Source organism: Aeromonas sp. HMWF015 (assembly GCF_963878965.1).
GTDB classification, from domain to species: Bacteria; Pseudomonadota; Gammaproteobacteria; order Enterobacterales; family Aeromonadaceae; genus Aeromonas; species Aeromonas veronii.
In genome coordinates, this window is the sequence record NZ_CAWNZT010000141.1 from 9,027 (window position 1) to 21,625 (window position 12,599).

Consider the following 12,599-nt stretch of genomic DNA (forward strand, 5'->3'; position numbering starts at 1 on the left):
CTGCCCTGATACTCGGCCAGCGGAGTCTGCATGGAGTGGCAGGAGACGCAGAATTCGGTGGAGCTGGTCTTGTGCAGCACGGTCACGGTGACGCCGAGGGCGGCGATACCCAGCATGGCGCCCAGCAGCAGGAGCCAGAACCAGGGCTTTCTTATCAGTTTTCCAATCATGGGGGCGGTGTCCTGTGGTCGATGAATACCAACATAGTAGTAGGTACATGGTAGTCATCGGAGGCGCAGGGGGTGTTGACCTCAATCATGGTTTGAATTTTAAGATGTACGTCACATTGTGATTAATGTTTTGTTATTGACTGATTTGTCGAATTTAGTTCTGAAAATTATCAATTTAATGATTCTTTTACTTTCTTTTGCCGCTGTTAGCCCCCTCGCAAAACCCTGACGGATTCGTTGATATAGTCGGGATTAAGCCTCAACGGAGTGTCGCTGATGAGCCCTTTCTCCCTGCTGTGTGTCGCCGCCGATGTCCAGCTGCTGGCCGAGTTCGAACAGGAGCTGGCGCCGCTGCTCAGCCGCTTTGCGCTGGTGGTCGCCACTGGGCAGGAGTCTGCCGAGATGGCGCTCGACGAGCTGGAGTGCAAGGGGCAGCCGCCGGCCGTGGTGGTGTGCGACAGCGATCTGGGGGATGGCCGCGGGGCCGACTTTCTGATCCGCCTCGGCAGCCAGCACGAGGCGTGCCGCAAGATCCTGCTGGGCAGCCAGCCCGAGATGAAATCGATCATCGAGGCGGTCAACCTCGGCCGCCTCGACTACTACCTGCAGCGCCCCTGGCGCGATGGCAGTCTGCGCCGCGCCGTCATCGAGCAAGCGAGCCAGTTCGTGCTGCACTGCCCCGAGGCGGATCTGCTGAGCTACGCGACCGTGCTCGACAACCAGCGACTGCTGCGGGCCCATGTCGATCGCCAGCTGGCCGAGTATCGTCAGGGCTTTATGGATTACACCCGTTGCAGCGACGAGGAGTTGTCGCGAGTGGTGATCGACGGCCTCTACCAGTTTTTCGAAGGCAACGACGAGGCGCGGGTCTGCCGCCATTACAGCCCGGGCCATGTGCTGACCCGCGAGGGTGAGCCCAACAGCTTCCTCTGGTTTATCGCCAAGGGGGAGGTGGTGCTGCGCAAGCGCGATGCCCACGGGGTCGATCAGGAGGTGGTGCACTACCGCACCGGCGCGCTGGTGGGGGGCATGTCCTTTGTGACCGGCGAACCCGCTTTCACCACCGGGGTAACCCTGACCGGCGCCGAGGTGATCAAGCTCGACAAGCTGCAGTTCTCCCGCGTCATGGAGGCGCGCAGCGAGCTGCTTCCCTCCTTTACCAACCTGCTGCTGCGCCACTTCAACCGTCGCCTGCAAAACAGCATCCGCACCGAGATGCGGTTGCAGCAGACCCTCGACTCCCTCGAAGCGGCTCATGCCCAGCTGATGGAGAGCGAGAAGATGGCGATGCTGGGCCAGCTGGTGGCCGGTGTCGCTCACGAGCTCAACAACCCGGTGGCGGCCATTATCCGCGGTAGCGAGACCCTGCGCGCCGCCATCCCCGATCTCATCAACCTCGAACTGCCCGCCGCCCTCAAGGGGCTTGGCAACCAGACACTCTGTCAGGCGCTCTTCTCCCAGCCGGTCTCGACCAGCGAGATCCGGGACAAAACCCGGCAGGCCGAGCGGCGCTTTGGCGAGCGTCAGCAGGCGCGGCTGGCGGTGCAGATGAATCTGGATGACGAGCTGAGCTGGCAGCGCTGGTTTGCCGGACGTACCGCCAATGAGCGGGAGGCGCTGCTGGTGCAGTTGGAGCTGTTTCAGCAGACCGGCAGCTTTCTGCGCAATATAGAGGTGTGTGCCCGTCGCATCGGCGATCTGGTCAAGAGCCTCAAGCAGTATGCCCGGCAGGATCGGGCCGAACCCTCGCTGGTGGATCTGCACGAGGGGCTGGAAGATACCCTGCTGATGTTTGAGAACCGCCTCAAGCAGCATGAGTTGTGCAAGGAGTACCAACCCCTGCCGCTGGTGCGCTGTCATCCCGCCGCCCTGCAGCAGGTGTGGACCAACCTCATCGCCAACAGTCTGGATGCCATGAGCGAGCCGGGAAGATTGACGGTGCGCACCGGCCTGCCGGAGCCCGGCTGGGTGATGGTGGAGGTGGAGGATAGCGGCTGCGGCATCGAGCCCGAGCTGTGGCAGCGGATCTTCGATCTCAACTTCACCACCAAGCGGGAGGGGCACTTTGGTCTCGGCATTGGTCTGAGCGTCTCGCTGCAGATAGTGCAGCAGCACCACGGCCGGATCGAGGTGGCTTCGGAGCCGGGACGCTATACCCGGATGCGGGTCTGCCTGCCGCTGGGGGATATCGGGATGGCCGACTACGGGGGAGAGCCCCGCCACAACGAGCATGCGGCCTGAGCGGACGCATCTGCCAAAAGAGGGCGTGCCGTGGTGCGCCGCTAAGGAGGAGCAATGAACAAACACTATCTGATCCTGTGCGTGGATGATGAGCGGGAGGTGCTGGAGGCGGTACTCCACGACCTCGCACCGTTTCGCAGTCACTTCGAACTGGATGGCGCCGAGAGCGTCGATGAGGCGCGCGAGGTGGTGCACGAGTGGGAGCGGGAGGGGGGCAGGCTGGCGCTGATCCTCTGCGATCACATCATGCCGGGAACCCTGGGGGTCGACTTTCTGGTGGAGCTGAACCGGCGTAGCGCGACCCGGGCCAGCCGCAAGCTGCTGCTGACCGGGCAGGCGGGGCTGGAGGCGACCATCGAGGCGGTCAATCGCGGCGGATTGCACTACTACCTCGCCAAGCCGTGGAAGCTGGAGAGCTTGCAGGAGGCGGTGCGCGAGCAGCTGACCGACTACCTGCTGGCGGAGGATGGCGACAACGCCTTCCACTATGCCCCCGTGCTCAATCAGGCGCGGCTGTTTGCCGCCATTCACGACAATCCGTTCGACGAATAGTCGCGGTTGGGCTTTACCGGTGGGCGCTGTATACTGTCTACATATACAGTGTTTCAGGTAGTCACCGATGCGACTCTTCATCGCCGAGAAGCCCACTCTGGGGCGCGCCATTGCCGATGCCCTGCCCAAGCCCCACAAGAAGGGCGACGGTTTTATCGAGACCGCCCAGGGGGATGTGGTCACCTGGTGCATCGGCCATCTGCTGGAGCAGGCCGAGCCAGATGCCTATGACGCCGCCTTCAAGCAGTGGCGGATGGAGCACCTCCCCATCATCCCCACCCAGTGGCAGCTGGTGGCCAAACCCAAAACCAAAACCCAGCTCACCGTCATCAAGCGGCTGATCAAGCAGGCCGACTGCGTGGTCAACGCCGGTGACCCGGACAGGGAAGGGCAACTGCTGGTGGACGAGGTGATCGACTTTCTCGGCTACCCGAAAACCAAGCCGGTGCAGCGCTGCCTCATCAGCGATCTCAACCCGCCCGCGGTGCGCCGCGCCCTCGACAAGCTCAGAGACAACAAGGAGTTCGTGCCGTTGGCGGTCTCCGCGCTGGCGCGCAGCCGGGCCGACTGGCTTTACGGCATCAACATGACCCGCGCCTACACTCTGCTCGGGCGCAAGGCCGGTTGCAGCGAGCTGCTCTCGGTCGGTCGGGTGCAGACCCCACTGCTGGGGCTGGTGGTGCGGCGGGATCTCGAGATCGAGGCTTTCGTCCCCAAACCCTTCTACGAGGTGTTGGCCCATCTGTTGACCGATAGCAACGAGCGCTTCACCGCCAAGTGGCTGCCGTCCGAAGCCTGCCTGCCGTGGCAGGATGAGGAGGGGCGGGTGCTCAACCGGGCGCTGGCCGACAAGGTGGTGAGCCGGATCAACGGCCAACCGGCACAGGTTGAATCGGTGGAGGAGCAGGCCCGCAAGCAGGGAGCGCCGCTGCCCTACAACCTCTCCAGCCTGCAGATCGATGCCGCCAAGCGCTTCGGCATGGATGCCAAGCGGGTGCTCGACATCTGCCAGAGCCTCTACGAGCGCCACAAGCTTATCACCTATCCGCGCTCCGACAGCCGCTATCTGCCGACCGACCACTTCAAGCGGGCCGAGCAGGTGCGCGGCGCCATCGCCGCCACTGCTCCTGCGCTGGCCAGGGCGGTGAGCGAGGCAGATGGCAAGATCCGCAGCAAGGCGTGGAACGACAGCAAGGTGGATGCTCACCACGCCATCATTCCCACCGAGAAGCAGGGCAACCCCGCCACCTTGGGGGCCGACGAGGCAAAGCTTTACGGCCTGATTGCCCGCCAGTACCTGCTGCAGTTCTATCCCCCGTTCGAATACAACGACAGCAAGGTACTGCTGCGCATCGCCGGTGGCCTGTTTCAGGCCAAGGCGCGGCGCATTCTCAAGGCGGGCTGGAAGGCGCTGCTCGGTGTGGAGGAGGATGACGATGAAGAGAAGGCGGGCACTCTGCCTGCCCTGAAAGAGGGCGAACAGCTGCTCTGCGAGCGGGGCGAGCTGCAGGAGAAGATGACCCAGCCGCCCAAGTCATTTACCGATGCGACTCTGCTGGCGGCCATGACCGGCATCGCCCGCTATGTGCAGGATCCCGAGATCCGCAAAACCCTGCGCGACACCGACGGCCTCGGCACAGAAGCGACCCGGGCCGGTATCATCGACCTGCTGTTCAAACGTCGTTTTCTGGTGCGTCAGGGCAAGAGCATCAAGGCAACCCCGACCGGGCGGGCGCTGGTGCAGGCGCTGCCTGCTACGGCCACCACGCCGGATATGACAGCGCTGTGGGAGCAGGGCCTCGGCCAGATCGCCGAGCGTCACGGCAGCTACCAGCAGTTTATGGGGCCGCTCACCGAGCAGCTCAACGGCCTTATCGAGGGGGCACGGCAGGACTCCGGCGCCAGCTTCAGCGCCCTGCCCAAGGAGGCGCCGGGTGCCGGCAAGCGGCGTTTTACCAAGCGCAAGAGTCCGGCAGCCAGCACGACTGGCGGGCCCCGACCGCGCAAGACGGCCAGCAAGCGCCAGACCAAGGCGGCATAACGAAAAAAGGCGCCCATCCCGGGCGCCAAAGGCATTGTTGTCAGGCTGTCTGAGTGGACAAGCTGGCACGGATCCTGTGCTGGTAGTGCAGAACCACACCGAGAAACACCAGATCCTTGAAAATGAAGAACTCGGTGACTGGTACCCCGTCGACTACCTTCCAGACTCCTGTCAGGGTCAGCAGGAAGCTCAAAGTGACCAGGAAGATGACGATCGCCCCCATGCTGCACCAGTAACCGATACGGGGTTGCCACAAACCCGCGACCAGCCCGAGGGCGATCACTATCTCGGCCAGCCCGATCAGGTTCGATACGCTCTGTTCCGATAGCGGGCCATAGAGCCAGCTCATCAATGGGTGGCTGGCTACCAGTGGCTTGATGGCGGCGGCCTCGGTCGGGGTGAACTTGAAGACGCCGATCCAGAGCAGGGTCAATACCACGCCCGCCAGGGCGACCAGAAAGCCTTTGTCATGTTGCTGCATGGGGGGCTCCTTGTTTAAGGGGTCAGAGTGACGGGCGGGAAGTCGATCTCGGTCGCTGCCAGGTGGTTGCCATAGTTGGTCAGGGTATTGACCACCACCTGGCCGAGCACCTCCAGCAGCAGCTCGTCATCTACGCCTGCGGCACGGGCGCTAGCAAGCTGCTCGTCACTGATCACCCCGCGCTGCCTGACCAGCGCCGTTGCCAGTTGCAGCAGGGCGTGATCAAGGGGAGCTGAGGCCTGGCCGAGCCGGGCAGCCCGGATCTCCTGGGCTGAGAATCCGGCCTTGCTCGCCAGTAGTGTGTGGGCAGACAAACAGTATTGGCAGGCGTTGGCTTGACCTATGGCCAGTGCCAGCAACTCCCGTTGTGGGGTAGTGAGGCGCCCCTTGCCAAGCGCCTCGGCAAAGGCCAAGAAGCCATTGAGCAGGGCTGGCGAGTGGGCCAGGGTGGCGTAGAGGTTGGGCACCATACCCAGATTGCGTTGCAGGGTGGCCAGGGTCTGGGCGGCTGCGGGTTGCGGTTGGGATACGGGTTGGATACGGCTCATGATCTTCTCCTGTGGTAGTGAAGGTACGGGAGACAGTGTGCCGTCATTCGTGATACGGTTTATCACTCATCGTCTGCAAATAAATACTATTCGTCTCAAATATGGATCCGCTCTCTGCCCTGTTGGTTCATGCCTCCCCCGAAGCCAAGCTCTTCTTCGCCGGCAACCTGTGCCAGAACTCCTCCAGTGATGATTACCCGAGTGGCGGACATCTTCATCTGCTGCGCAGCGGTGCCGTCATGCTGCGTGAAGAGGGGGGCGCCAGCTTGCTGCTCGAGGAGCCAACCCTGATCCTGTTCCCTCGGGGACGTCCTCACAAGCTTGAACCCAGAACGCTGGGGGGTTGTGATTTGGTGTGCGCCAATGTCGCATTCGGCAAGGGGGGATCATCGCCGCTGCAACTGGCATTACCGGGCTCGCTGGTGCTGCCGCTACGTGAGTTGCCTGCCCTGACGCCGGTGCTGAACCAGTTGTTTGACGAGGCATTTCACCCCCGCTACGGGCAGGATCCGCTGATCTCCCGCTTGCTGGAGGTACTGTTGATCCTGCTGCTGCGTCATCTGGTCGAGCAAGGGGTGTGTCAGCAGGGGATGCTGGCAGGTATTTCCGATCCCCAGTTGGCCAAGGCGATCTCGGTGATGCATCAGCGTGGGGATGAACCCTGGACGGTGGCCACGCTGGCGCGGGAGGCCGGCATGTCGCGGGCCCGCTTTGCTGCGAGGTTTCAGGAGCAGGTCGGTCAAGCGCCGCTGGGTTATCTGACCCGCTGGCGCATGGCGCGCGCCTGCCAGCAGCTGCTGGCGGGGGAGCCCATGGCGCAGGTGGCGCTGGGGGCGGGGTACAGCAGCAGTGTTGCCTTTGGTCGGGCATTCGAGCGGGAGCTGGGGGTGAGCCCGGGGCGCTGGCTCAAGACGCAGCAACAAGCCGAATAAAAAACGGGGCAGCCAGTGGCTGCCCCGTGTTCATGGCTGGTCAGCCGGTATAGACGTTCTCTTCCGGATAACGGATGCGGGTCTCGACCGGGCGGGCCAGCATAAAGGCCAGGGTCAGGGGGCCGAGACGGCCGCAGATCATCACCAGCACCAGGATCAGCTTGCCCGGCTCGCTCAGGGAGGCGGTGATGCCGGTGGAGAGGCCGACGGTGGCAAATGCCGAGATGGTCTCGAACATGATTTTGTCGAACGGCAGATCCTCGGTCACCATCAGCAGGAACATCGCTAGCATCAGCACCATGGTGCTGACGATGATGATGGCCAGCGATCGGGTCACGATCTGGGGCGACAGGGTGCGGCCAAAAGCGGTGACATGAGGTCGTTTGGTCAGAAACGCCTTGGTCGCCAGCAGCACAACCGCGAAAGTGGTGACTTTGATACCGCCACCGGTCGAGGTGGCACCGGCACCGATAAACATCAGCATCATCAGAAACAGCAGCGCCGCCGGGGTCATCAGCCCGATATCTATGGTATTGAAACCGGCGGTACGGGCACTGGCAGACTGGAAGAAGGCAGCCAGCAGCTGGCCACCGATACCGGCCTTGCCGAGGGTGCCCGGGTTGTTGTGTTCCAGCAGCCAGAACATCAGGGTACCGGCCAGCAGCAGCGCCGGGGTCATCAGCAACATCAGCTTGCTGTGCAGCTTCAGCTTGCGCCAGCGGCGGTTGCGCACCAGATCGACGATGACGGTAAAGCCGATCCCCCCCAGGATCAGCAAACCGGCGATGGTCAGGCTGATAATGGGGTCGTCTCTATAGTCCATGAGATTGTTGGCAAAGAGCGAAAAACCGGCGTTGTTGAAGGCCGATACCGCATGGAAGAAGCTGACATAAAGGCCGTGCACCCACCCCATCTCGGGTACCCAGCGGATCGCCATGATGCCGGTGCCGATCAGCTGGGCAATAAAGGCAAACAGCACGATGCGTTTGACCAGCTGGATGATGTTGACCGAGCCCTCTTGTCCCAGCGCCTCCTTGGCCAGCACCTGCTGGCGCAGACCGACCCGCTTGCTGAAGATGGCGATCAGCAGCAGGGTCATGGTCATCTGGCCCAGACCGCCGATCTCCATCAGCATCAACAGGAAAATTTGCCCCTGCAGGGTAAAGGCGGTGCCGGTATCCACCACGCCAAGACCTGTCACGCTGATGGCCGAGGTGGCGGTAAACAGGGCGTTGATGAAGGTGACCTCGCCATTGTGGCTGGAGGGTTGCACCAGAAAGATGGTGCCAATCAGCAGAATGATCAGAAAGCTGCCGAGGATCAGCCGGGCTTCGCTCCAGCGAGAGTCCTGCTCCCTATGGAGGGCGAAGGCGTAGCTGCTGCGCCAGTTGATCATAGGGTTTCGAGCCAGTGGTCGATGGCGTGCTTGTTGCCCGCCAGGATCAGGATGTCGCCCAGTTGCAGCTCCATCTTGCCGGTCAGCACGTTGTGCAACACATCACCACGCTTGATGGCGAGCAGCTGGAAATCGCTCTGTTGCAGCAGGTGGAAGTCGCCGAGTGCCTTGCCGTTCAATTGCAGGCCAATCACGAATTCGGTCAGCACCATGTCGTGGCCCAGCTCCAGATAGTCGAACAGCCGGTTGTCCAGCATGCTCTGGGCGACCCGGCGGCCCATGTCCCACTCCGGGTTGATCACCTTGTCGGCGCCCACTTTCTGCAGGATCTTGGCGTGGAATTTGTCGCGCGCCTTGACCCACACCTTCTTCACGCCCGCCTCTTTCAAGACAAGAGTGGTGAGAATGCTGGTCTCCAGGTTGTCACCGATGGCAACGAAGACGATATCGAAATTGGCCAGTCCCAGCTCGGCAACGGTGGCCTCGTCGGTGGCATCTGCCACGATAACGTGATTGCAGAGGGCGGCGATTTGCCGGGTCTTGCTCTCGTCGATATCGATGGCCAGCACCTCGGCATCTTGCTGTTGCAGCTCTTCGCACAGCGCACTACCAAACAGGCCCAGACCGATGACGGCAAACTGGTTGTTCATGAGTTTTTCCTCAACAGTTGGAGTCGCCTACTGTAAACCACTGTTATTCGAACGAAAAGGGTTCGGGTTTTTCGTCATGGGGTAACTTGAGGTAGACTGCGCCCTTGCACCAAGCCGGGATAGACCGATGAAACTGAATGCCAACGCCTCCTTGTTGAAGCTCAACACCCTTGCCCTCGATGCGTATTGCCTCTGGCTGGCCGAGGTGGAGCAGGTTGCCGATCTGGCGACCCTGCGTGCCGATCCGCAACTCAACCAGTTGCCTCGCCTCAATCTGGGTGGCGGCAGCAACATGCTCTTCACCACGGATTTTCTCGGTCTGGTGGTGCTCAACCGGCTCAAAGGGATTGCCGCTGAAGATGGTGGCGATCACTGGTTGCTCCATGTGGCGGCGGGTGAGGATTGGCATCAGCTGGTGCGCCATACCTTGCAACAGGGCTGGTTCGGGTTGGAGAATCTGGCGCTCATTCCCGGCACGGTCGGTGCGGCGCCGGTGCAGAACATCGGCGCGTATGGCGTAGAGCTGGCCGATTTCTGTTCCTATGTCGAGGCGTTCAACTGGCAGAGTGGCGAGATTGAACGGATCGCGGCGGCAGAGTGCCGCTTCGGTTATCGCGACAGCATCTTCAAACACGAGTATCAGGATTCCCGCCTGATCACCGCCGTCGGGCTCAAACTGCCCAAGGTGTGGCAACCGGTGCTGGGCTATGGCCCGCTGGCAGCGCTCGGTGATGCGCCTTCGGCGCAGGCCATCTTCGATACTGTCTGTGCCACCCGCATGGCCAAACTGCCGGATCCCGCCGTACTCGGCAATGCTGGCAGTTTCTTCAAGAATCCGGTGGTGCCTGCCGCGCTGGCGGAGAATCTCAAGTCGCGCTACCCGCAGATGCCCTGCTATCCGGCCGGAGAAGGGCAGGCCAAGCTGGCGGCGGGCTGGCTCATCGATCAGTGCGGTCTGAAAGGTTTCGCCATTGGTCGTGCAGCTGTTCATCAGGAGCAGGCGCTGGTGTTGGTCAATCTGGGGGGCGCCAGTGCCATGGAGCTGATCGCGCTGGCGGCTCATGTCCGCGACAGCGTGGAGCAGACGTTTGGCGTGGTGCTGGAGCACGAGGTGCGCTTTATGGGCGCGCACGGTGAAACCTGGCTCGACGAGGTGCTCTCATGACGTTGACACCGATCAGACAGACCCTGATCACCCTGCTCAGTGACGGCCAGTTTCACTCCGGCGAACAGCTGGGTGAGCAGCTCGGTATCAGCCGGGCGGCGGTAAGCAAACATATGGCTGCGCTCAAGGAGCTGGGGTTGGATCTCTTTAGCCTGACCGGCAAGGGTTACCGGCTGGCGGTGCCGATGGCGCTTTATGATCAAGCCACCTTGCAGGCGCTGGCCCCGATGGCACCGGTACACTGTTTTCCGGTCATCGGCTCGACCAACCAACACCTGCTGGATCGGGTCAATGAGCTGCGCTCCGGCGAGAGCTGTCTGGCCGAGTGTCAGACAGCCGGGCGCGGACGTCGTGGCAAACCCTGGATTTCGCCGTTCGGTTGCCAGCTGATCCTCAGCATGTACTGGCGACTCGAACAAGGCATGGCGGCGGCCATGGGGCTCAGTCTGGCGGTCGGCGTGGCAGTGGTTGAAGCGCTGGAGTCCCTTGGCTATCAGGGCGTCGAGCTCAAGTGGCCGAATGACCTCTACTATCAGGGCCGCAAGTTGGCGGGCATTCTGGTAGAGATGAGCGGTAGTGCCGGTGCCAGTTGTCATCTGGTGATCGGCATCGGTCTCAATCTGGCGATGCCTGCCCGCGAAGGGGAGAAGATCGATCAGGCCTGGGCCGAGCTGCGCCACATCAATCCGGAACTGGTGGATCGCAATCAGTTGGCAGCCCGGATGATCGTCCATCTGCAGCGGGCGCTGCACACCTTTGAGCAGCAGGGGCTGGCAAGCTTTGTCGATGAGTGGAACCGGCTCGATCACTTTGCAGGTCGCCCGGTGCGCCTGCTGATGGGGGATCAGGAGATCCGCGGCATCGCTCGTGGCATCGACGATCGCGGCGCCCTGCGACTGGAGACAGGCGAAGGGATCAAATTCTATCTGGGGGGCGAGCTCTCCCTGCGCCGGGGCGACTGAGGGTCAGCAAGGCCACTCATGATGCCAAACAGAAGAGGGGGCCCGCGGGCCCCCTCTTCGTTATCCGGCAACTGCCGTCATCATTTGCGCAACTTGATTTGCTCGATGGCGTGCTCATGACCCTTGGTCATGATCAGGTTGGCACGCTCACGAGTTGGCAGGATATTTTCCTGCAAATTCAGATAGTTGATATCTTGCCAGATGTTGCTGGCGATCTGGGTCGCCTCACTCTCCGCCAGCTTTGCGTAGTTATGGAAGTAGGAGTCGGGATCCGAGAAGGCACCGCTGCGGAATTTCAGGAAGCGTTCGATATACCAGGTGCGCAGCAGTTCGGCATCGGCATCCACATAGATGGAGAAGTCGACGAAGTCCGACACGAAGACCCGATGGGGCTCCTGAGGGTAGTCCATACCGCTTTGCAGCACATTGAGCCCTTCTAGGATCAGGATGTCCGGCTGCTCCACCACCTTCTTCTCATCGGGAATGATGTCGTAGATAAGGTGGGAGTAAACCGGCGCTTCGACCTTCTCGTGACCGGCGCGGATATTGGCGACAAACTCCACCAGATGACGGATATCGTAGGACTCAGGGAACCCCTTGCGGCGCATCAGGCCGCGCTCTTCCAGTACCTTGTTGGGATAGAGGAAGCCGTCGGTGGTGACCAGTTCCACCCGCGGGTGTTCCGGCCAGCGCTCCAGCAGGGCCTGCAGAATACGGGCCGTGGTGCTTTTGCCCCCCGCCACGCTGCCGGCGATACTGATAATATAGGTGCCCTTGCCGCGGGACTGGCCGAGGAACTGCTCCAGCACCCGGCTGCGGCGCTGTTTGGCTTTGACATAGAGATTGAGCAGGCGGGAGAGAGGCAGGTAGATCTCTTCCACTTCCCGCAATGACACCTTCTCGTTGATCCCGCGCAGGGTCTGCAGATCGTGTTCGGTCAGGGTCAGGGGGACCGAATCGCGCAATAACGCCCATTGTTCGCGGGTGAATTGCAGATAGGGGTTATGCTCTGTCGTCATGGTGTCATCACTGTTTCTTGGGCACGGCGACCATACACCAAGGGTGGGGGAGCGACAAGGGACGCAGCAGGATTGGCTTATTTGCCCCCGCTTTTTTGCAAACTTCCCAGCAATAAAGCATATTTTGCCGGGTTCAATGGTTGCATCCCCCAAAACCTTACAATAAAATGCGCGACGCTTGACTGTCTGTCGTCTATTTGCCGTGCAAAAGCGATAAACACAACGGGTGCAAGCAGAATTACCGTTGTGACAATCTGGCGTCTGGAGGGGTTCCCGAGCGGCCAAAGGGATCAGACTGTAAATCTGACGGCTCTGCCTTCGAAGGTTCGAATCCTTCTCCCTCCACCATATTTCTCTGCGGTTTGAGTTCTTTGGGTTAGAGAAATGCGGGCATCGTATAATGGCTATTACCTCAGCCTTCCAAGCTGATGATGCGGGTTCG

At 61.4% G+C, this 12,599-nt stretch carries 12 protein-coding genes and 1 tRNA gene; 7 read left to right on the plus strand and 6 right to left on the minus strand.

The features are described 5' to 3' along the window. A partial coding sequence (locus AACS18_RS23225) for a NapC/NirT family cytochrome c (RefSeq protein WP_258228883.1) occupies window positions 1-170 on the minus strand: 170 nt, incomplete at its 3' end. 276 nt (window positions 171-446) lie between these two features. Here AACS18_RS23225 and AACS18_RS07350 point away from each other — a divergent pair. The 3 genes from AACS18_RS07350 (at window position 447) to AACS18_RS07360 (ending at window position 5,004) form a co-directional block, all read left to right on the plus strand. Continuing rightward, complete coding sequence (locus tag AACS18_RS07350; protein WP_108614035.1) at window positions 447-2,411, plus strand: ATP-binding protein; 1,965 nt, start codon at window positions 447-449, stop codon at window positions 2,409-2,411. Window positions 2,412-2,465: 54 nt separating this feature from the next. Further along, window positions 2,466-2,963, plus strand: a complete 498-nt coding sequence (locus AACS18_RS07355) for a response regulator (RefSeq protein WP_043850761.1) — start codon at window positions 2,466-2,468, stop codon at window positions 2,961-2,963. 67 nt (window positions 2,964-3,030) lie between these two features. After that, window positions 3,031-5,004 carry a DNA topoisomerase III gene (locus AACS18_RS07360; protein WP_108614036.1) on the plus strand — a complete coding sequence of 658 codons (1,974 nt, stop codon included), beginning with the start codon at window positions 3,031-3,033 and terminating at the stop codon, window positions 5,002-5,004. 40 nt (window positions 5,005-5,044) lie between these two features. Here AACS18_RS07360 and AACS18_RS07365 read toward each other — a convergent pair whose 3' ends face one another. Beyond that, the gene (locus tag AACS18_RS07365) at window positions 5,045-5,485 is read right to left on the minus strand and encodes a DUF417 family protein (protein ID WP_108614037.1); all 441 of its coding nucleotides are present in this window, start codon (window positions 5,483-5,485) and stop codon (window positions 5,045-5,047) included. 14 nt (window positions 5,486-5,499) lie between these two features. Then, window positions 5,500-6,033: a carboxymuconolactone decarboxylase family protein gene (locus tag AACS18_RS07370; RefSeq protein WP_108614038.1), complete on the minus strand. Its 534-nt coding sequence runs from the start codon at window positions 6,031-6,033 to the stop codon at window positions 5,500-5,502. Between the two features lie 101 nt (window positions 6,034-6,134). Here AACS18_RS07370 and AACS18_RS07375 point away from each other — a divergent pair, with 101 nt between their 5' ends. Beyond that, window positions 6,135-6,965 carry an AraC family transcriptional regulator gene (locus AACS18_RS07375; protein WP_108614039.1) on the plus strand — a complete coding sequence of 277 codons (831 nt, stop codon included), beginning with the start codon at window positions 6,135-6,137 and terminating at the stop codon, window positions 6,963-6,965. A 40-nt stretch (window positions 6,966-7,005) separates the two neighbouring features. On the opposite strand, the gene AACS18_RS07380 is transcribed toward AACS18_RS07375, so the two are convergent. Both AACS18_RS07380 and AACS18_RS07385 read right to left on the minus strand, forming a co-directional pair. Beyond that, window positions 7,006-8,361, minus strand: coding sequence for a TrkH family potassium uptake protein (locus tag AACS18_RS07380; protein ID WP_108614040.1), 1,356 nt, complete (start codon window positions 8,359-8,361; stop codon window positions 7,006-7,008). Continuing rightward, window positions 8,358-9,011: a potassium channel family protein gene (locus AACS18_RS07385; protein ID WP_108542397.1), complete on the minus strand. Its 654-nt coding sequence runs from the start codon at window positions 9,009-9,011 to the stop codon at window positions 8,358-8,360. The genes AACS18_RS07380 and AACS18_RS07385 overlap by 4 nt, the downstream gene beginning before the upstream one ends. A gap of 127 nt (window positions 9,012-9,138) precedes the next feature. Between AACS18_RS07385 and murB the strand changes: the two genes are divergently transcribed. After that, complete coding sequence (murB, locus tag AACS18_RS07390; RefSeq protein WP_108614041.1) at window positions 9,139-10,176, plus strand: UDP-N-acetylmuramate dehydrogenase; 1,038 nt, start codon at window positions 9,139-9,141, stop codon at window positions 10,174-10,176. After that, window positions 10,173-11,138, plus strand: a complete 966-nt coding sequence (birA, locus tag AACS18_RS07395; protein ID WP_021231448.1) for a bifunctional biotin--[acetyl-CoA-carboxylase] ligase/biotin operon repressor BirA — start codon at window positions 10,173-10,175, stop codon at window positions 11,136-11,138. Before murB ends, birA begins: the two co-directional genes overlap by 4 nt. Before the next feature lie 80 nt (window positions 11,139-11,218). Here the strand turns inward: birA and coaA are convergent, their stop codons facing one another. After that, the gene (gene coaA, locus AACS18_RS07400) at window positions 11,219-12,157 is read right to left on the minus strand and encodes a type I pantothenate kinase (protein ID WP_005339877.1); all 939 of its coding nucleotides are present in this window, start codon (window positions 12,155-12,157) and stop codon (window positions 11,219-11,221) included. Window positions 12,158-12,420: 263 nt separating this feature from the next. Between coaA and AACS18_RS07405 the strand changes: the two genes are divergently transcribed. Next, window positions 12,421-12,505, plus strand: a tRNA-Tyr gene (locus AACS18_RS07405). Window positions 12,506-12,599: the final 94 nt, after the last annotated feature.

Coding starts and splice junctions, on each gene's coding strand:
- AACS18_RS07350 (WP_108614035.1), top strand. CDS start 447: ATGAGCCCTTTCTCCCTGCTGTGTGTCGCCGCCGATGTCCAGCTGCTG.
- AACS18_RS07355 (WP_043850761.1), top strand. CDS start 2,466: ATGAACAAACACTATCTGATCCTGTGCGTGGATGATGAGCGGGAGGTG.
- AACS18_RS07360 (WP_108614036.1), top strand. CDS start 3,031: ATGCGACTCTTCATCGCCGAGAAGCCCACTCTGGGGCGCGCCATTGCC.
- AACS18_RS07365 (WP_108614037.1), bottom strand. CDS start 5,485: ATGCAGCAACATGACAAAGGCTTTCTGGTCGCCCTGGCGGGCGTGGTA.
- AACS18_RS07370 (WP_108614038.1), bottom strand. CDS start 6,033: ATGAGCCGTATCCAACCCGTATCCCAACCGCAACCCGCAGCCGCCCAG.
- AACS18_RS07375 (WP_108614039.1), top strand. CDS start 6,135: ATGGATCCGCTCTCTGCCCTGTTGGTTCATGCCTCCCCCGAAGCCAAG.
- AACS18_RS07380 (WP_108614040.1), bottom strand. CDS start 8,361: ATGATCAACTGGCGCAGCAGCTACGCCTTCGCCCTCCATAGGGAGCAG.
- AACS18_RS07385 (WP_108542397.1), bottom strand. CDS start 9,011: ATGAACAACCAGTTTGCCGTCATCGGTCTGGGCCTGTTTGGTAGTGCG.
- murB (WP_108614041.1), top strand. CDS start 9,139: ATGAAACTGAATGCCAACGCCTCCTTGTTGAAGCTCAACACCCTTGCC.
- birA (WP_021231448.1), top strand. CDS start 10,173: ATGACGTTGACACCGATCAGACAGACCCTGATCACCCTGCTCAGTGAC.
- coaA (WP_005339877.1), bottom strand. CDS start 12,157: ATGACGACAGAGCATAACCCCTATCTGCAATTCACCCGCGAACAATGG.